Origin of the sequence: Pseudaquabacterium terrae (assembly GCF_013266755.1) — a bacterium.
GTDB classification, from domain to species: domain Bacteria; phylum Pseudomonadota; class Gammaproteobacteria; order Burkholderiales; family Burkholderiaceae_C; genus Pseudaquabacterium; species Pseudaquabacterium terrae.
On record NZ_JABRWJ010000005.1, the window covers coordinates 531,526 to 549,646 of the forward strand.

Annotated in this window: 13 protein-coding genes and 1 tRNA gene; 10 read left to right on the forward strand and 4 right to left on the reverse strand. The window is 71.4% G+C overall.

Features of this window, described 5'->3' with window-relative positions; all coding sequences use genetic code 11:
- Positions 1–30: 30 nt before the first annotated feature.
- The 8 genes from HLB44_RS18415 to HLB44_RS18450 all read left to right on the forward strand — a co-directional run bounded on the left by HLB44_RS18415 (position 31) and on the right by HLB44_RS18450 (position 7,590).
- The gene (locus HLB44_RS18415) at positions 31–1,722 is read left to right on the forward strand and encodes a nitrite/sulfite reductase (protein ID WP_173125191.1); all 1,692 of its coding nucleotides are present in this window, start codon (positions 31–33) and stop codon (positions 1,720–1,722) included.
- Positions 1,723–1,733: 11 nt separating this feature from the next.
- The gene (locus HLB44_RS18420) at positions 1,734–2,279 is read left to right on the forward strand and encodes a DUF934 domain-containing protein (protein WP_173125193.1); all 546 of its coding nucleotides are present in this window, start codon (positions 1,734–1,736) and stop codon (positions 2,277–2,279) included.
- Positions 2,280–2,281: 2 nt separating this feature from the next.
- Positions 2,282–3,055, forward strand: a complete 774-nt coding sequence (locus HLB44_RS18425) for a phosphoadenylyl-sulfate reductase (RefSeq protein WP_173125195.1) — start codon at positions 2,282–2,284, stop codon at positions 3,053–3,055.
- Positions 3,052–4,011 carry a sulfate adenylyltransferase subunit CysD gene (gene cysD / locus HLB44_RS18430; protein WP_173125197.1) on the forward strand — a complete coding sequence of 320 codons (960 nt, stop codon included), beginning with the start codon at positions 3,052–3,054 and terminating at the stop codon, positions 4,009–4,011. Before HLB44_RS18425 ends, cysD begins: the two co-directional genes overlap by 4 nt.
- Positions 4,011–5,306: a sulfate adenylyltransferase subunit 1 gene (locus tag HLB44_RS18435; protein ID WP_173125199.1), complete on the forward strand. Its 1,296-nt coding sequence runs from the start codon at positions 4,011–4,013 to the stop codon at positions 5,304–5,306. The genes cysD and HLB44_RS18435 overlap by 1 nt, the downstream gene beginning before the upstream one ends.
- 83 nt (positions 5,307–5,389) lie before the next feature.
- Positions 5,390–6,139 carry a uroporphyrinogen-III C-methyltransferase gene (gene cobA, locus HLB44_RS18440; protein WP_173125201.1) on the forward strand — a complete coding sequence of 250 codons (750 nt, stop codon included), beginning with the start codon at positions 5,390–5,392 and terminating at the stop codon, positions 6,137–6,139.
- A 50-nt stretch (positions 6,140–6,189) separates the two neighbouring features.
- Positions 6,190–6,513, forward strand: coding sequence for a ferredoxin FdxA (gene fdxA / locus HLB44_RS38190; RefSeq protein ID WP_173125203.1), 324 nt, complete (start codon positions 6,190–6,192; stop codon positions 6,511–6,513).
- A 27-nt stretch (positions 6,514–6,540) separates the two neighbouring features.
- Positions 6,541–7,590 (forward strand): NAD(P)/FAD-dependent oxidoreductase, encoded by a 1,050-nt coding sequence (locus HLB44_RS18450; RefSeq protein ID WP_173125205.1) that lies wholly within the window; start codon positions 6,541–6,543, stop codon positions 7,588–7,590.
- A 65-nt stretch (positions 7,591–7,655) separates the two neighbouring features.
- On the opposite strand, the gene HLB44_RS18455 is transcribed toward HLB44_RS18450, so the two are convergent.
- From HLB44_RS18455 to HLB44_RS18470, 4 genes are all read right to left on the reverse strand, one after another.
- Positions 7,656–9,053 carry a response regulator gene (locus HLB44_RS18455; RefSeq protein WP_173125207.1) on the reverse strand — a complete coding sequence of 466 codons (1,398 nt, stop codon included), beginning with the start codon at positions 9,051–9,053 and terminating at the stop codon, positions 7,656–7,658.
- Entirely contained in the window at positions 9,050–9,412 is a 363-nt protein-coding gene (locus HLB44_RS18460) for an Hpt domain-containing protein (protein WP_217283713.1), read from the reverse strand. Before HLB44_RS18460 ends, HLB44_RS18455 begins: the two co-directional genes overlap by 4 nt.
- Complete coding sequence (locus HLB44_RS18465; protein WP_173125209.1) at positions 9,409–15,075, reverse strand: GAF domain-containing protein; 5,667 nt, start codon at positions 15,073–15,075, stop codon at positions 9,409–9,411. The genes HLB44_RS18460 and HLB44_RS18465 overlap by 4 nt, the downstream gene beginning before the upstream one ends.
- A gap of 149 nt (positions 15,076–15,224) precedes the next feature.
- Positions 15,225–15,446 (reverse strand): hypothetical protein, encoded by a 222-nt coding sequence (locus HLB44_RS18470; RefSeq protein ID WP_173125211.1) that lies wholly within the window; start codon positions 15,444–15,446, stop codon positions 15,225–15,227.
- Between the two features lie 426 nt (positions 15,447–15,872).
- Between HLB44_RS18470 and HLB44_RS18475 the strand changes: the two genes are divergently transcribed.
- Together HLB44_RS18475 and HLB44_RS18480 are read left to right on the forward strand one after the other, a co-directional pair.
- Positions 15,873–17,978 carry a TonB-dependent siderophore receptor gene (locus tag HLB44_RS18475; RefSeq protein ID WP_173125213.1) on the forward strand — a complete coding sequence of 702 codons (2,106 nt, stop codon included), beginning with the start codon at positions 15,873–15,875 and terminating at the stop codon, positions 17,976–17,978.
- Positions 17,979–18,038: 60 nt separating this feature from the next.
- Positions 18,039–18,114: transfer RNA gene (locus tag HLB44_RS18480), tRNA-Asn, on the forward strand.
- Positions 18,115–18,121: the final 7 nt, after the last annotated feature.

Consider the following 18,121-nt stretch of genomic DNA (forward strand, 5'->3'; position numbering starts at 1 on the left):
TGTCGCCCGAACTTCCATAAGAGCACAACGATGTACGCCTACACCGATTTCGACCGCCAGTTCGTGCATGCCCGTGCCGCGCAATTCCGCGACCAGCTGCAGCGCAACCTGAGCGGTGAGCTGACCGACGACGACTTCCGCCCGCTGCGGCTGCAGAACGGCTGGTACGTGCAGCGCCACGCGCCGATGCTGCGCATCGCCGTGCCCTACGGCGAGCTGAGCGCTAAGCAGCTGCGCCAGCTGGCGGTCATCGCGCGCGAGTTCGATCGCGGCTACGGCCACTTCACGACGCGGCAGAACCTGCAGTTCAACTGGATCCCGCTGCCGCAATCGGCCGACGTGATGGAGCGCCTGGCCGAGGTCGACATGCATGGCATCCAGACCAGCGGCAACTGCATCCGCAACATCACCAGCGATGCGCTGGCCGGCATCGCCGCCGACGAGATCGTCGATCCGCGGCCCTACTGCGAGATCCTGCGCCAGTGGAGCACGCTGCACCCCGAGTTCGCGTTCCTGCCGCGCAAGTTCAAGATCGCCGTCTCCGGCGCCGCCGAAGACCGCGCGGCGATCGCCTGGCACGACATCGGCCTGCAGCTGCTGAAGAACGCCGCCGGCGAGATCGGCTTCAAGGTGCTGGTCGGCGGCGGCATGGGCCGCACGCCGGTGATCGGCAGCGTGGCCAGCGAGTTCGTGCCGTGGCAGCAGATCCTCGTCTACATCGAGGCCATCGTGCGCGTCTACAACCGCTACGGCCGGCGCGACAACGCCTACAAGGCCCGCATCAAGATCCTCGTCAAGGCCGAAGGCAAGAAGTTCTTCGACGCCGTCGCGGCCGAGTTCCGCCACATCCTGCAAGACGATGCCGACGGCGGCGCGCACCTGATCCCGCAGGCCGAGTTCGACCGCGTCAACGCCTGCTTCGTGCGCCCCGCCGGCGTCTCGCCTATCGCCGAAAAGACGCAGCCCGACGACCTCGACCGCCCGCAGGCCTTCAGCCGCTGGCTCGAGCGCAACGTGCATGCGCACCAGGTGCCGGGCTACCGCGCGGTGACGCTGTCGCTGAAGCGCCCCGGCCAGCCCCCGGGTGACGCGACCGACGCGCAGATGGACCTCGCCGCCGACCTGGCCGACCGCTACAGCCACGGCGAGCTGCGTGTCACGCACGACCAGAACCTGCTGCTGCCGTGGGTGCGCGAGAGCGACCTGCGCCTGCTGTGGCAGGCCGCGCGCGATGCCAGCTTCGCAACGCCGAACATCGGCCTGCTGACCGACATGATCGCCTGCCCCGGCGGCGACTTCTGCGCGCTGGCCAATGCGCGCTCGATCCCGATCGCTGCGGCGATCACCGAGCGCTTCGACGACCTCGACGCGCTCTACGACATCGGCGACATCGACCTGCACATCAGCGGCTGCATCAACAGCTGCGGCCACCACCACAGCGGCCACATCGGCGTGCTCGGCGTCGACAAGGACGGCAGCGAGTGGTACCAGATCTCGCTGGCCGGCTCCGACGGCTCGACGATCAGCGGTGCACCGATACCCGGCAAAGTGATCGGCCCGTCGTTCGCCGCCGAGGAAGTGCCCGACGTGATCGAGGCGCTGATCGACACCTACCGCCGCGAGCGCAGCGCCGGCGAGCGCTTCATCGACACGGTGCGCCGCGTCGGCCCGGCGTCGTTCAAGCTCGCCGCCGACGCCCAGCGCCACCTGACCGCCGCTTGAGACCCGTTGCCATGAAGTTCATCGAATCCCCTCACGACCAATGGCACGTCGCCGGCGGCGAAGACGGCCCGATCCAGAACCCGGCGCCGCGCGCCTTCACGCTGCTGAGCCTGGAGCAGTGGCATGCCGTGCGCGAGTCCTGGCCCGCGGGGCTGGCGACCGGCGTGATCGTGCCGAACGACACCGACATCGAGACGCTGGCGGCCGACCTGCCGCGCCTGTCGCTGATCGCACTGCAGTTCCCGAAGTGGATCGACGGCCGCGCCTACAGCCAGGCGCGCCTACTGCGCTCACGCTACCGCTTCGCCGGCGAAGTGCGGGCCACCGGCGACGTGGTGGTCGACATGCTGCCGCTGCTGCAGCGCACCGGCTTCGATGCGGTGAAGCTGCGCCACGACCAGAAGGTCGACTCCGCGCGCCGTGCGCTGAACTTCTTTGCCGGCCACTACCAGGGCGACGTGAATCAGCGGCAACCGGCCTTCGCCCGCGACGTCGCGAGCGAGCTGCAGGCGCACGCACAACGCCAGGCCGACCAGTTCGTCGGCGAGGGGATCTGAGCATGTCGGCGATCGCCCTCTACGCCCGCGCCACGCCCGGTTTCGACGAGCGCGTCGCCAACGCGCTCGCGCTGCTGCAGAGCGCGGCGACCGAACACCCCGGCCGCATCGTGCAAGCCACCAGCCTCGGCGCCGAGGACATGGTGATCACCGACCTGATCGCCCGCCACAAGCTGCACATCGCGATCGGCACGCTGGAGACCGGCAAGCTGCACCCCGAGACGGTCGCGCTGATCGGCCGCATCGAGCAGCGCTACCGCCTGAAGCTCGAGGTCTACCAGCCCAAGCACCAGGCCGTCGTGCACTTCGTCAAGCAGAACGGCGAAGAGCCGATGTACAAGAGCCTCGAGCTGCGCAAGGCCTGCTGCGGCCTGCGCAAGCTGGAGCCGCTGTCGCGCATGCTCGCCGACCGCAGCGCCTGGGTCACCGGCCTGCGCCGCGAGCAAAGTGATGCGCGCGGCGAGGTGCCGTTCCAGGACCACGACGACCAGGGCCGCGTGAAGCTCAATCCGCTCGCCGACTGGAGCTGGAACGACGTCTGGCACTACATCCAGAGCCACGACGTGCCCTACAACCCGCTGCACGACCAGTTCATGCCGAGCATCGGCTGCGCGCCGTGCACGCGCGCGATCGCCGTCGGCGAGGACTTCCGCTCCGGCCGCTGGTGGTGGGAACAAGAAAGCGCCAAGGAGTGCGGCCTGCACGTCAGCGGCGCCAGCGAAGAACAAGGCGGCGCGGTCAGCCTGCTGCAGCGCCCCGTGGAGAACCGTGTATGAATGCCCGCGTCGATCTCGACCAACTGCTGCCCGAACTCGACCACCGCCACCTCGACTGGCTGGAAGAAGAGGCCATCTTCATCCTGCGCGAAGTCGCGGCGACCTTCGAGCGCCCGGCGCTGCTGTTCTCCGGCGGCAAGGATTCGTGCGTCGTCCTTCGGCTCGCCGAGAAGGCCTTCAAGACCCGCATCGCCGGCAACGACTTCAAGGGCAAGCTGCCCTTCCCGCTGCTGCACGTCGACACCGGCCACAACTTCCCCGAGGTCATCGAGTTCCGCGACCAGCGTGTCGCCGAGATGGGCGAGCGCCTCGTCGTCGGCCACCTCGAGGATTCGATCAAGCGCGGCACGATCCGCCTGGCCGACCCGATGGAATCGCGCAACGGCCACCAGACCGTCACGCTGCTCGAGGCGATCGAGGAGCACCGCTTCGACTGCCTGATCGGCGGCGCGCGGCGCGACGAGGAAAAGGCGCGCGCGAAGGAGCGCATCTTCAGCCACCGCGACAGCTTCGGCCAGTGGCAGCCGAAGGAGCAGCGGCCCGAGCTGTGGACGCTGTTCAACACCCGCCACCGCCCGGGAGAGCACTTCCGCTCGTTCCCGATCAGCAACTGGACCGAGCTCGACGTCTGGCTCTACATCGCACGCGAGAACATCCCGCTGCCGGGCCTGTACTTCGCGCACCAGCGCGAGGTGATCCGCCGCAAGGGCCTGCTGGTGCCGGTGACGCACGTGACGCCGCCGCAGCAGGGCGAGACGGTCGAGACCGCGACGGTGCGCTTCCGTACCGTCGGCGACATGACCTGCACCTGCCCGGTCGAGAGCGAAGCCGAGACCGCCGCCGACATCGTCGCCGAGACGCTGACCGTCACCGTCAGCGAGCGCGGCGCGACTCGCATGGACGACCGCACCTCCGATGCCTCGATGGAGCGGCGCAAGAAGGAAGGTTATTTCTGATGAGTGCCGTGTTGAAGCAGCCCGACCACCGGGCCCTGAGATTCCTCACCGCCGGCAGCGTCGACGACGGCAAGAGCACGCTGATCGGCCGCCTGCTGTTCGACGCGCAGGCGATCCTCGCCGACCAGCTCGACCACCTGCACAAGCGCGCGGCCGGCGAGCCGATCGACCTGTCGCTGCTGACCGACGGCCTCGAGGCCGAGCGCGAGCAGGGCATCACGATCGACGTGGCGTACCGCTACTTCGCGACGCGCCAGCGCAAGTTCATCATCGCCGACGCGCCGGGCCACGAGCAGTACACGCGCAACATGGTCACCGCCGCCGCCGGCAGCGATGCCGCCGTGGTGCTGGTCGACATCACGAAGATCGACTGGCGCGCTCCCGTCGTGCAGCTGCTGCCGCAGACGCGGCGCCATGCGCTGCTGGCGCACCTGCTGCGCGTGCCGAGCATCGTCTTCGCAGTCAACAAGCTCGATGCGGTGGACGAGCCGCAAGCCGCTTTCGAGGCCACGCAAACGGCGCTGCTGGCCTTCGCCGAGGAAGCCGGCATTCGCGGCGTGGCCGGCATCATCCCGGTCAGCGCGCTGCGCGGCGACAACGTCACGCAGAAACTCGACGCCGCGTGGTACGACGGCCCGTCGCTGCTGCAATTGCTGGAGTCGCTGCCGACGACGCAGGAGCGCACCATCGGTGAGCTGCTGCAACCGGTGCAATACGTGGCCCGTGATGCTGGCATCGAGGCGGACGGCGCCGGCCACCAGCCGCGCGTGTTCTGGGGCCGCATCGCCCACGGCAGCGTGCGCGCCGGCGACCCGGTGCAGGTCTTCCCCAGCGGCGAGCAGGCCACCGTCGCCGAAGTGCGCCGCGCCGGCAGCACTGTCGCGTCAGCGCAGGCTGGCGAATCGGCCGGCATCGTGCTCGACCGCCAGCTCGACATCTCGCGCGGCGACTGGATCGGCAGCCCCGGCAGCCTGAAACCCACGCAGCGCTTCGACGCCACGCTGGCCTGGCTCGACACCGAGCCGGCGCAGCCGGGCCGCAAGTACTGGGTGCGCCACGGCAACCGCTGGTGCCAAGCCCGCATCGCGGCGATCGAGCACCGGCTCGACATCCACACGCTCGAGCCGACCGAGGCGCACGAGCTGGCCGTTAACGAGATCGGCCACGTGACGGTCGAGCTGCAGCAGCCGCTGCCGCTCGAAGCCTACGAGACCAACCGCGTCGGCGGCGCGCTGATCGTCGTCGACCCGGCGAGCAACCGCACCAGCGGCGCGCTGCTGGTGCGCAAGACCTAACGACATGAAGCCCCCACGCTCACTTCGTTCGCTGCCCCCCGAGGGGGCGCGTCAGTGCCTTCGGGCGGCCGGGCGGCACTGACATGGGACGCGTGATCTTCATCGGCGCCGGCCCCGGTTCGGCCGACCTGATCACCGTGCGGGGCGTGCGCCGGCTCGCCGAGGCCGACGTCGTGCTGTTCGACGCGCTGACCGATCCCGCGCTGCGCGAGCTCGCGCCGCGGGCGCGCTGGGTCGACGTCGGCAAGCGCGGCTTCGGCCGGGCGGCGAACCAGGAGGCGATCAACGCCCGCCTGGTGCGCGAGGCGCAAAGCCACGCCTGCGTCGTCCGCCTGAAGGGCGGCGACCCGAGCGTCTTCGGCCGCCTCGAAGAAGAGCTGCAGGCGCTCACCGAACAGGGCATCCCGTTCGAGATCGTGCCCGGCGTCACCGCGGCGCTGGCCGCTGCGGCCGACAGCGCCCGCCCGCTGACGCGCCGCGGCAGTGGCCGCAGCGTGAGCCTGACGACCGCGATGACGCAGCTCGGCACGCTGCAGGCCACGCGCAGCGCCGACACCGAGGTCTTCTACATGGCCGGCCGCCAGCTCGGCGCGCTGTCGCGCAAGCTGCGCGAAGCCGGCTGGCCGGCCGATGCGCCGGCTTGCGTCGTCTCGCGCGCCGGCTGGCCCGATGCGATCACCAGCGCGCACCGCGTCGACACGCTGGCCGATGCCGCCGTGCTGCACGCCGGCCGCCCGGCGGTGGTCACGGTGGGCGCCGGCGCCGCAGCGCTCGCCCCGCGCACAACGCCGGCCGATGCCTCGGCGACATCGCTGCACATGCCGGCGCCGTAAAATCCGCCCTTCGTCGCTGTTCCTCGCCGAAAACAACCTGGTCCGCTCCCATGACTCACGTCGTCACCGAATCGTGCATCCGCTGCAAGTACACCGACTGCGTCGACGTCTGTCCGGTCGATTGCTTCCGTGAAGGCCCCAACTTCCTGACCATCGATCCCGACGAGTGCATCGATTGCGCCGTGTGCATCCCCGAGTGCCCGGTCAACGCGATCCTGCCCGAGGAAGACGTGCCCAGCGATCAGCTGGCGTTCATCAAGCTCAACGCCGACCTCGCCAAGAACTGGCCGAGCATCACCAAGCGCAAGGCGCCGCTGCCCGATGCCGACGACTGGAAAGACCGCAAGGACAAGATATCCGAGCTGATCCGCTGATCTGCTGAGCCGGGAGCTCATCGTCCGATGATCGAGACAGACGCCGTCATCGTCGGCGCCGGGCCGGTCGGCCTGTTCCAGGTCTTCGAACTCGGCTTGCTCGAAATCAAGGCGCACATCGTCGACTCGCTCGCCTACCCCGGCGGCCAGTGCATCGAGCTGTACCCCGACAAGCCGATCTACGACATCCCCGCGGTGCCGATGTGCACCGGCCGCGAGTTGACCGACAGCCTGCTCAAGCAGATCGAGCCCTTCGGCGCGACATTCCATCTGGGCCAGGAAGTCACGCGCGTCCAGCGTCAGGCCGACGACCGCTTCCTCGTCGAGACCAGCAAAGGCACGCAGTTCCTGACCAAGACCGTCTTCGTCGCCGGCGGCGTCGGCGCGTTCCAGCCGCGGCAGCTGAAGGTCGACGGGCTCGACACCTACCTCGACACGCAGGTCTTCTACCGCGTGCGTGACCCCGCAGCCTTCGCCGGCAAGGAGCTGGTGATCGTCGGCGGCGGCGACTCTGCCCTCGACTGGGCGCTCAATTTCGCGCAGGAGGGGCCGCACCAGGCCGCCAGCGTGATCCTGATCCACCGGCGCGACGGCTTCCGCGCCGCGCCCGCCTCGGTCGCCAAGATGCGCGAGATGTGCGAGGCGCTGCAGATGCAGTTCATCGTCGGCCAGCCCACCGGCATCGAAGAAGCCGACGGCCGGCTGACCGGCCTGAAGGTCACCGGCAGCGACGCGGTGACGCGCATCGTGCCGCTGCAGGCGCTGCTGGTCTTCTTCGGCCTGAGCCCGAAACTCGGGCCGATCGCCGACTGGGGCCTCGGCATCGAACGCAAGCAGGTGGTCGTCGACACCGAGAAGTTCGAGACCAACGAGCCGGGCATCTTCGCCGTCGGCGACGTCAACACCTACCCGGGCAAGAAGAAGCTGATCCTGTCCGGCTTCCACGAGGCGGCGCTGGCCGCCTTCGGCGCCGCGCCCTATGTCTTCCCGGACAAGCGCGTGATGCTGCAGTACACGACGACGAGCCCGAAGCTGCACAAGGTGCTGGGCGTCGAGACGCCGACGTTCGACGACTAGAGGTGGCGAGCGACCGTTGAAGTGCCGGGCCCGGGTGCGTTGATGATTGCGCCCGGCGCCGCCCATCATCCCGCCCTGACCGCATGCAGCCCGCCGGGCGCGAGCCCGGCGGGCAGCGCCTCGGTCACCAGGCGGCCGGCGAGCGCGGCGTGCGTCGGCGCGTCGACGACGATCGGATGCGCGCGGTCGGCGGTCAGCACGGCGATCTGCGCCGCGCGCTCGAGCGTCGCGCCGGCGCAGGTGTACGCGGTGCGGCGCGGCGCGCCGGTGTAGCCGGCCACCAGCTCGCCGCTGGCGATGCCGATGCCCAGCGCCACCGGCGGTCGCGACCGTGCGGCGCGCTCGGCGTTGAACAGCTCGACCATCTCCGCCATCTCCAGCGCGGCCCGCACCGCGGCGCGGGCGGCGTCGGCCGGGTCGGGCAGCGCCAGCGGCGCGCCGAACAGCGCGACCAGCGTGTCGCCGCCGACCAGGTTCACGACGCCGCCGTGCGCGAGCACCGCGTCGAACATCAGCGTGTGCCAGCTGTCGAGCGCCTCCAGCGTGTCCTCCGGCGGCGCGGCCTGCGCCAGCGCGGCCAGACCGTGCAGCCGCGCCTGCAGCACGCTGGCCTGCACGCGCGCCGCGCCGGTGGCGGGCGGGCCCGCGTCGACCGGCGCCGCGCCGGCGGCCAGGCGCTCGATCAGGGCCTTCTGCTGGTCGCGCAGCCGCTTCTTCTCGAGGCTGGAGGTCACGCGGGCCTTCAGCAGCACCGGGTTCACCGGCTTCGACAGGTAGTCGTCGGCGCCGAGCGCGATGCAGCGCGCGACGCTGGCCACGCCCTCGACCGAGCTGGTGACGATCACCGGCAGGTCGCGCAGGTCGGCATCGGCCGCGAGCTGTTCCAGCACCGCGAAGCCGTCCAGTCCCGGCATCTCCAGGTCCAGCAGCAGCAGCTCGAAGCGCTCGCGCCGCAGCAGCGCCAGCGCCTGCGCGCCGTCCTCGACGCCGGCGACACGGTGCCCCATCAGCTCGAGCGCACGGCACAGCAGCAGCCGGTTGACCTTGTTGTCGTCGGCCACCAGCAGCTGCGGCGGGCCGGCCGCGGGCGCGGCTGGCAGCGCCGCGCGCGCCGGGGCGGCGGGCGGCGCGGGGGGACTGTCCTGCGCGGTGGCCGCGGCGGTGAAGCGGTAGCCGCGGCCGGGAATGGTCGCGATGACCTGCGCGCCGAGCAGCTTGCGCAGCATCGAGACCTGCACCTGCAGGTTGTTCTCCTCGACCACCAGCCCCGGCCAGACGAGCTCGATCAGCTCGCTCTTGGAGACCAGGCGGTCGCGCCGCTCGACCAGCACCGCGAGCACGTCGAACGCGCGGCTGCCGAGCGCGACCGGCGCGCCGTCGATCAGCAGCTGCCGCTGCGCCAGGCGGATCTCGAAGCGGCCGAAGCGCGCCGGGTCGGTTGCGGTGAGGTTCGTGTCGCTCATGCCGGCGTCCCGCTCGTCCCGCTCGCGAGGGCGCGCAGCGCCGCCAGCGCGGCGGCGAGCTCGGCTGCGAGTGCGTCGATGCCGCTCACATCGGGCGGCAGGCCATCGAGCTCGAGCGTGCGCGCGCGCTCGGCGAGACCGACGGCGCCGAAGGCGTTGGCGTTGCTCTTCAGCGAGTGCGCGGCGCGGCGGAAGCGCTCGGCCGCGCCCGCGGCCCGCGCGGCGCGCAGCTCGTCGATCAGCGGCGGCGCTTCCTCGCCGAAGGTGCCGACCAGGTCAGCGACGAAGTCGGCGCCGGTCAGGCGCTGCAGGTCGGCGAACACGCTGCGGTCGATCACGGTGAGGTTCATGGCGGTCATGGCGTCAAGGCTCCGGTGGTTTCGCGCGGCCGCGCGCGCGCCAGCGCATCGACCAGCTGCTGCATGCGGATCGGCTTGGCCAGGTAGTCGTCCATGCCGGCGGCCAGGCACTGCTCGCGGTCGCCGTGCATCGCGTTGGCGGTCATCGCGACGATGCGCGGGCGCTCGGCTTCGGCCCACTCGGCGGTGATCAGCCGCGACGCGGCCAGGCCATCCATCTCCGGCATCTGCACGTCCATCAGCACCACGTCGTAACGCTGGCGGCGCAGGCTCTCGATGGCCTCGATGCCGTTGGCCGCGACATCGGCGCGGTAGCCCATCTGCAGCAGCAGCCGCAGCGCGAGTTTCTGGTTCACCAGGTTGTCCTCGGCGACCAGGATGCGCAGCGGATGGCGCTGCGCCATGCCGGGATCGGCCACCGGCGCCGCGGCGGGCGCGGCCGCGACACCGGTGCCGCCGAGCAGCGTGACCAGCGTGTCGAAGAGCGCGCTCTGGTGCAGCGGCTTGGCCAGCGCGGCGGCGAACAGGCGGTCGTCGACCTCGCGGCGGCCCAGCGAGCTGAACAGCACCAGCGGCATCGTGTGGCCCGCCGCACGCAGCCGCCGCGCCAGCGTGGCGCCGTCCATGCCGGGCATGTGCATGTCGAGGATCGCCAGGTCGTAGCGCTCGCGCGCGGCCATCTCCAGCGCCGCCGGGGCTTCAGCCGCGTCGTGCACCACCATGCCCCAGCGTGCGGTCTGCAGCGCCAGGATGCGGCGGTTGGTCGCGTTGTCGTCGACCACCAGCAGGCGCCGGCCCTTCAGCGCCGGCTGCTCGCCGATCAGCGCGCGCCGCGCCGCGCGCTGCAGCTTGGCGCGTGGCGCGACGATGTCGAAGCTGAAGGTGCTGCCGCGGCCCGGTCCGTCGCTGGCCGCGTCCATCGCGCCGCCCATCAGCTCGACCAGGCGGCGGCTGATCGCCAGCCCGAGGCCGGTGCCGCCGTACTTGCGCGTGGTGCTGCTGTCGGCCTGGCTGAAGCTCTGGAACAGCCGCGCGCGGCCCTGCGGCGTCAGGCCGATGCCGGTGTCGCGCAGCGCGAAGTGCAGGCGGTCGGCGGCCGTGGCGCGCACCGTCAGCACGACCTCGCCGGCGTCGGTGAACTTGACCGCGTTGGCCAGCAGGTTCAGCAGCACCTGGCGCAGCCGCGTCACGTCGCCGCGCACCGTCTCGGGCAGCTCGCCGTCGAAGACGTAGGCCAGGTCGAGCTGCTTCTCGGCCGCGCGCGCGGCGACCAGATCGAGTGCGGACTCGACGCATTCGCGCAGGTCGAAGGGCTGCGCCTCGATGTCCATGCGGCCGGCCTCGATCTTCGAGAAGTCGAGGATGTCGTTGATGATCGTCAGCAGCGCATCGCCGGAGTCGCGGATCGTCGTCGCGAAGTCGCGCTGCTCGGCCGACAGCGCGGTGTCCAGCAGCAGGCCGCTCATGCCGATCACCGCGTTCATCGGCGTGCGGATCTCGTGGCTCATCGTCGCCAGGAACGCGCTCTTGGCGTCGTTGGCGGCCTCTGCGAGGCGTCGCGCGTCTTCGGCCAGGCGTCGATCGCCTTCGGCTTGCGTGCGCGCCTCGCGCGCCTCGGCGAACAGCTGCGCGTTGCGGATCGCGATGCCGACGCCGGCGGCCATCGTCTCCAGCAGGTGCTGGTCGGCCGGTGCAAAGCGGTTCTGCTCGCGCGTGCTCTGCACGCTGATGACGCCGATCGGCCGGTCGCGCACGACGATCGGCACGCCGAGGTAGCTGGCCGCGCGCACGCCGCGCCGCGTCGCGCCGAGCGCGTCGGCGGCGCCGTCGACGTCGTGGTTGATCAGCAGCGCACGCCCGGTCTCGAGGATCTTGCCGGTCAGGCCCTCGCCGAGGCCCTGCGTGTCCAGCGCCTCGCCGTGCACGTACGGGAAGCGCACGACGCCGGCCGCCTCGTCGACCAGCGCGACGTAGCAGATGTCGGCGCGGAAGGTCTCGCGCAGCTTGTCGCCGAGCGCGGGCAGCAGCTCGTGAAGCTCGATCTTCGACGACAGCGCCTGGCCCAGCGCATTGACGGTGGCCAGCTCGTTCGCGCGCTGCGCGGTCTGCGCCAGCAGCGCCTGGGTCTGCGTGAAGAGCCGCGCGCGCTCCAGCGCGACGCTGACGCTGCCGGCCAGCGTCTGCAGCAGCTTCAGGTCCGCGTCGTCGAAGGCGTGTTCGCGGTCGACGTTGTCGAGGCCGATCATCGCCACGACGCGCCCGTCCTGCAGCACCGGCACGCGCAGCAGGCTGCGCGCGGTCAGCGTGCCCGGCACCGTCTGCTGGCGCACGCCGAGCGCGGCCAGCTGCGCATCGACATCGGCATTGATCAAGAGCGGCTGCGCGGTGCGGATCACATGCCAGCCGAGCGGCGAGATCGGCGCGTCGGGCACCGCGTGGTGCTGGCCGCGCTCGAGCAGGTAGGCGAAGTGGCGCCTGTCGGCGCCGGCATCGAAGGTCGCGATGCTGATCGCCTGCGAATCGAACAGCGCGCGCAGCTCTTCGCCGACCAGCGTGTGGATCGCCTGCTCGTCGAGCTGGCCGGCCAGCCCCTGCTGCACGCCGTTGATGATCGCCAGCTCGCGGGCACGTGCGTCGGTCTGCTTCAGCAGCTGCTGCGTCTGGTCGAACAGCCGTGCGCTCTGCAGCGCGACGCCCATCGACGCGGCAATCGTCTGCAGCAGCCGCACCTGCGATTCGCCGTAGGCGTATTCACGCTCGAAATCCTCGGTGTCGACGATGCCCAGCACGCGGTCGCCGACGATCACCGGGACTTTCAGCACCGACTTCGCCGCGTCGGTGTCCGGCAGCACGCGGTCCAGGGCCATGGCGGCGGCCATCGTGTGATGCACGACCGGCGCGCGGGTCGCCACCATCCTTTCCCAGGCGCCGCCGCTGCGCGGCGTGTAGGGCGGCAATTGCAGCCGCCGACCCTTCTCGACCGCATACATCGTGTGCATCTGGTTGCTGGCCGGCTCGTGCCAGGTGATGCCGACGTTCTCGCTGCCCAGCACCTCGCGCAGCTTGTCGCCCACCAGGTCGACGATGGCCTGGAAGTCCAGCGAGCCGGCCATGCCCTGTTGGATGCTGTTGATCACCGCGAGCTCGGCGTTGCGCTGTTCGGTTTCCTTCAGCAGCGCCTGCGTCTGGTCGAACAGCAGCGCGCTCTGCAGCGCCACGGCCATCGCGGCGCCGATGGTCGACAGCATGCGCGCGTCGGCCTCGCTGAACGCGTGCTCGCGCTCGTGGTCCTCGACCGAGATGCCACCGACGCGGCGGTCGCCGACCACCATCGGCACGAGCAGCGAGCTGCGTGCGACGTCGGTGCCCGGCACGTGGCCGACGAGGTCGGGCACGTGCAGCAGCACCGGCGCGCGCAGCGCGAGGCGCTCCTGCCAGGCGGCCGCATTGCCGGCGTAGTCGCGGTCCGGCACCTGCAGCCGCCGGCCGTGCTCGAAGAGATAGAGGAACTTCACCGCCCGGCGCTCGTGGTCCAGCCAGGTGATGCTGAGGTCGTCGCGTCCGAGCACCTGGCGCAGCTTGTCGCCGACCAGCTCGACGATGCCCCGGAAATCCAGCGAGCCGGCAATGCCTTGCTGGATGCTGTTGATCACCGCCAGCTCGGCCGCGCGCTGCTCGGCCTGCGCCTGCGCGGCGCGTGCTTCGGCCGTGCGCGCGGCCACCTGCGCTTCCAGGTCCTCGCCGCGGCGCGCGTTCGACAGCGCCACCGCCGCCTGCGCGGCGAGCATTGCCAGCAGGTCGCGGTCGCCGTCGTCGAAGCGGCCGAACGCGCCGTCGAGGTCGGCGTAGAGCCAGCCGATCAGCTCGCGCTGCGCGATCAGCGGCGCGACCAGGCAGCTGCGCTGGTCGACGGCCTCGCCGCCGTCCGGGCCGTGGCGCAGCGTGGCGACGCGCGTGGCGCGCGCGTCGTCGAGCCATTGCCGCACCGCCTGCAGCAGCGCGGCGGCGTCTTCGCCGGCGGGCAGTTGCGCGCCGGCGATCGCCGGGCCCGCGGGCTGGTCCAGCACCAGCAGCACACGTTGCGCGCCGCTCAACTCGGCGAGCTCGTCGATCAGGAATTCCTGCAGCGCCGCGACGCCGGGCTGCTCGTTGAGCCGCACGCCGGTGTCGACCAGGCGCCGGAAGGGCTCGCCGGGGTCGTTTGGCAAGCGCAGGTGGGCGAGGCGGCGTTCGTCCGGCAGGCCGCGGCGGCGGGCCTCGTGCAGCCAGGCCCGCACGAGCTCGCGGTTGTCGGGGACGCGGCTCAAGAAGCAGCGCCGCAGGCCGGGGTCGCGCACATTGCCCACCGCCTCGAGCAGGAAAGCGTGGGCCTGCTGCAGCGCCTGCCAGGCGGCGTCGTGCTGGCCGCCGGCGGCGAGCGCACGCGCGTGCTGCCACCAGATCTCCTGCCGCGTGACGGGGTCGATCAGCGCCAGCCCGCTGCGCCGGTGCATCGCGGCCGCACGGCGGCTGGCGCGCCACGCGCCGTGCGCATCGCCATGCGCCAGCAGCGCCCGCGCAAGGCCGACGAGCAGGTTGATCGACCACGTCGTCGTGCCGCCCGTGTCGCGCAGGCCGGCGCGGTACAGGCGCGCGGCCTCGGCCGGCCGGCCCTCGGCCAGCGCCAGGCTGGCCGCGAACTGGCCGCGCGTGTAGCGGTCACGCACCGAGTGTTCGACGGTGCCCAGCGCGTCGAGCTCGGCTAGCGCCGCGCGAGCCCTCTCGAGGTCACCGAGCTGCAGCGCCGACTCGCCGGTGTTGGCGAGCGGAATCGCGAGCGAACCGCGTGCGCCGCTGTCCTTCAGCGTGCGAGTCGCCGGCGCGGCGATGCGCAACGCGCGCCGGTACAAGCCGAGCGTGCTGTAGTTGGCGGCGAGGTTGCCGCGCATCGCCGCGCTACGCTGCACGTGGCCCGAGCGATCCAGGGCATCGCACGCCCGCTGCCGCAGCAGCAGCCCGGCGGCCAGATCGGCTTCGGTGGTCGCCAGCGCGTTCAGCGCGCTGCCGAGCGATGCGAAATCGCCGCTGCGCCCGGCGAGCTCGACCGCCGTCGTCGAGAGCTCGCGCGCCGCGCGGTCTTCGCTGCGCCGCATCGCGATCCAGGCCAGCATCGTCAAGGCCCAGGCGCGGCCACCGAGCTGGTCGAGCGCCTCGAACAGAGGGTCTGCAGCCTGCAGGTCGGCGCTGGCCGCGTCGAATTCATTGCGCAGGAACTGCACCTCGCCGCGGCGGGCCAGTGCCCGCGCGTGGGCTTCGCGGTGGCGCGACCGCGCCCCCAGCGCCACCGCGGCGTCGGCGGCGGCCAGCGCCTCGTCCATCCGCGCGGCGCGCATCAGCGGCAGCGCGCGTGCGGTCTGCGCGAGGGCCTGGTCCAGGCGGTGGCGTGCGCGCGTCGCCTCCCGCAGCATCGCGTCGGCGTCGGCCAGTGCGGCGTCGAGCTGGCCGATCGCGCAGTGCGCCTCGCTGCGCAGCGCCAGCAGCTGCCGCCGCGCGGCAGCGCCGGGCCGCTCGTGCTGCAAGGCCTGCGTGCAGCGTGCGACGGCCTCGGCCTGCCGGCCGGCCCGCGCGTGCTCCGCGGCTTGCCTGACGGCATGTTCGACAGCGGTCGGACTTCGCAGCGTCATTGTTCTTGGCCTCCTCATGCCGGGTGCGTGCCGCCGGACCCGATGCCGGCGCAGCGCGGCTGTTGCCGGGGCACCGTGCCAGCGCGGCCCCGCGGCGTCAATGGAACAAGTGCCTAGGGATCGCCCGCTGGTGGGCGCAGCCGCAGGGGTCAATGGCGCTGCGCGACCAGCGTCGGCTGCAGGGTTGGCGCAGCGGTCGGCGCGCTGGCGACCGCGGCCGTGGCCTGCGGGCGCGCGGCGGCCGCGAGCCGGCTGCGCTGCGGCTCGGCAACCGACACGACCCCGTGCAGCACGGCCAGCGTGACGCAGGCGGCGGCGGCAGCGGCGGCGATACGGGAGACGGTCGAGAGGCGGAACGTGGCGGTCGTCATGGTCGGCTCCTGGTGGTGGTCTGCGTCGTGCAGTGACACCACTGTCGAGCCGGAGACCATCCGCCGTCCTTGAGCCGCCTGAAACAGGACCTGAAGCGTTCTGAACCGGCACGCCGGCGCCCCAGGCACAATGCCGGCTCGTTCCCCGCTGCGGCGGGAAGCGTTCGCTAGGGGTGTTGGCGCCCGACCCGGCGCCGACTGAGACAGTCCCTTTGAACCTGATTGAGGCGAGCCCCTTGGGCGAGCCACAGTCCCCAATTGGGGATTGAGGCGAGCCCTTCGGGGCGAGCCACAGTCCCCATTTGGGGACCGAGGTAATCCTCGCGCAGGGAAGCAGCTCTCGAACCGGCACGCCTTCTTCCCGTCTCCGGACGTGCCCGTCTTCAGTGTTTGCCCACCTGCCATCGACGCATCGAAGGTTTCCCGATGGCATTCCGATCTCATTGCGTGTTAGGCACGCTCACGCTCGCCGCGCTGCAGGCGCTGGCGCAGGACACGCCGCAGACCGTCACGGTCACCGGACGCGGCACCACCACCGCGACGGTCGCCGGCTTCGGCAACGTGCCGCTCGGCAAGCTGCCGATGTCGGCGATCTCGCTCGGCAACGGCCAGCTGGAGGATGCTGCCGTCTCGACGCTGGCCGACATCACGCGGCTCGACGCCAGCCTGAGCGACGCCTACAACTCGCCCGGCTACTGGAGCAGCCTGACGATCCGCGGCTTCGTGCTCGACAACCGCTACAACTACCGACGCGACGGGCTGCCGATCAATGCCGAGACGGCGATCGGCCTGGCCAACAAGCAATCGATCGAAGTGCTCAAGGGCACCTCCGGCCTGCAGGCCGGCACCAGCGCGCCCGGGGGACTCGTGAACTTCGTGGTCAAGCGCCCGACCGCCGGGCTGCGCGCCGCGGCGATCGGCTGGGCGCAGGACGGCAGCGTCGGCGCATCGGTCGACCTGTCCGAGCGCAGCGGCGCCAGCGGCGCCTTCGGCTGGCGCATCAACGCCGCGGCGGAGAAGCTCGACCCGCAGCTGCGCGATGCCGAAGGCCGCCGCCACCTGCTGGCGCTGGCCGCCGACGCGCGCCTGTCCCCCGGCAGCCAGCTCGAAGGCGAGCTCGAATGGAGCCGCCAGCGCCAGCCCAGCATGCCGGGCTTCAGCCTGCTCGGCGGCCGCCTGCCCGATGCGCAGGCGATCGACCCGCGCATCAACTTGAACAACCAGCCTTGGAGCCTGCCGGTGGTGCTGGAAGGCCGCACCGCCTCACTGCGCTGGACCCACGAGCTGCGCCCCGACTGGCGCATCAGCGCGCATGCGATGGCCCAGCGCCTGAAGAGCGACGACCGCGTCGCCTTTCCGTTCGGCTGCAGCGCCGAGAACAACTACGACCGCTACTGCAGCGACGGCAGCTTCGACCTCTACGACTTTCGCAGCGAAGGCGAGCGCCGCGACACCGATGCGCTGGACCTCGCGCTCAGCGGCCGCGCGATGCTGGGCGGCATGGACCACCGCTTCACGATCGGCCTGCTGGCCAGCCGCTTCGAGGCCCGCTTCAACCGCCAGGCCTACAACTGGGTCGGCGTCGGCCAGATCGACGGCAGCGTGATCACGCCGGCCGACCCGACGCTGACCGACGAGAACACGAACCGCGACGAACGCAGCACCGAGCTGCGCCTGCAGGACCAGATCACGCTGGGCCAGGACACCACGCTGTGGGCCGGCCTGCGCAGTTCGCGCATCGCGCGCGCCAGCGTACGCACCGACGGCTCGCGCGGCACCGACTACCACCAGCAGCTGACCACGCCGTGGCTCGCGCTGAGCCACCAGCTCAGCCCGGCCGCGATGGTCTACGCCAGCTGGGGCCAGGGGGTGGAATCCGAGGTCGTGCCGAACCGTTCGTTCTACGCCAACGCGGGCCAGCCGCTGGCGGCCCTGAAGAGCCGCCAGATCGAAGCCGGGATCAAGCGCCGCAGCACCGCGGTCGACGCCGGCATCACGCTGTTCGACATCCGCCGCCCGATGTGGGCCGACTTCTGCGACACCGACGGCCAGTGCGTCCGGCTCGCCGATGGCGCGCAGCGGCACCGCGGCCTGGAGGCCGACGCCGAGGCGCGCCTGGGCGCGTGGAACCTGCGCGGCAGCGTGATGTGGCTGAAGGCCCGTCGCGAAGGCTCCATCGACGCAAACGTCGAAAACAAGCGGCCCGCGAACGTGCCCGCTTTCGCGCTGAAGGCCCAGGCCGCCTACAACGTGCCCGCCCTGCCCGGCCTGGCGCTGCTGGGCTTCGTCACCCACGAGGGCGACCGCGCCGTGCTGCCCGACAACAGCATCATCGCCGGGGGCTGGACCCGCATCGACCTGGGCCTGCGCTACGCGATGAAGCTCGACGGCCACGCACTGACCTGGCGCGCCGGCGTCGACAACGTGGCCGACCGCCGGGCGTGGAAGGAGACGCCCTACCAGTTCAGCCACGTCTACCTGTATCCGCTGGCGCCGCGGCGGGCGCATGCCTCGCTGAACGTGCAGTTCTGACGGTCCGGGCGGACGGTTCCGGCGCCCCTTGAAAATCAGGCTATACTGCGCGGCTTCCCTTCCCCGATAGCTCAGTTGGTAGAGCGCCGGACTGTTAATCCGTAGGTCCCTGGTTCGAGCCCAGGTCGGGGAGCCAAATAAGC

Coding starts and splice junctions, on each gene's coding strand:
- HLB44_RS18435 (WP_173125199.1), top strand. CDS start 4,011: ATGAGTGCCGTGTTGAAGCAGCCCGACCACCGGGCCCTGAGATTCCTC.
- cysD (WP_173125197.1), top strand. CDS start 3,052: ATGAATGCCCGCGTCGATCTCGACCAACTGCTGCCCGAACTCGACCAC.
- HLB44_RS18415 (WP_173125191.1), top strand. CDS start 31: ATGTACGCCTACACCGATTTCGACCGCCAGTTCGTGCATGCCCGTGCC.
- cobA (WP_173125201.1), top strand. CDS start 5,390: ATGGGACGCGTGATCTTCATCGGCGCCGGCCCCGGTTCGGCCGACCTG.
- HLB44_RS18420 (WP_173125193.1), top strand. CDS start 1,734: ATGAAGTTCATCGAATCCCCTCACGACCAATGGCACGTCGCCGGCGGC.
- HLB44_RS18450 (WP_173125205.1), top strand. CDS start 6,541: ATGATCGAGACAGACGCCGTCATCGTCGGCGCCGGGCCGGTCGGCCTG.
- HLB44_RS18465 (WP_173125209.1), bottom strand. CDS start 15,075: ATGACGCTGCGAAGTCCGACCGCTGTCGAACATGCCGTCAGGCAAGCC.
- fdxA (WP_173125203.1), top strand. CDS start 6,190: ATGACTCACGTCGTCACCGAATCGTGCATCCGCTGCAAGTACACCGAC.
- HLB44_RS18455 (WP_173125207.1), bottom strand. CDS start 9,053: ATGAGCGACACGAACCTCACCGCAACCGACCCGGCGCGCTTCGGCCGC.
- HLB44_RS18425 (WP_173125195.1), top strand. CDS start 2,282: ATGTCGGCGATCGCCCTCTACGCCCGCGCCACGCCCGGTTTCGACGAG.
- HLB44_RS18475 (WP_173125213.1), top strand. CDS start 15,873: ATGGCATTCCGATCTCATTGCGTGTTAGGCACGCTCACGCTCGCCGCG.
- HLB44_RS18460 (WP_217283713.1), bottom strand. CDS start 9,412: ATGACCGCCATGAACCTCACCGTGATCGACCGCAGCGTGTTCGCCGAC.
- HLB44_RS18470 (WP_173125211.1), bottom strand. CDS start 15,446: ATGACGACCGCCACGTTCCGCCTCTCGACCGTCTCCCGTATCGCCGCC.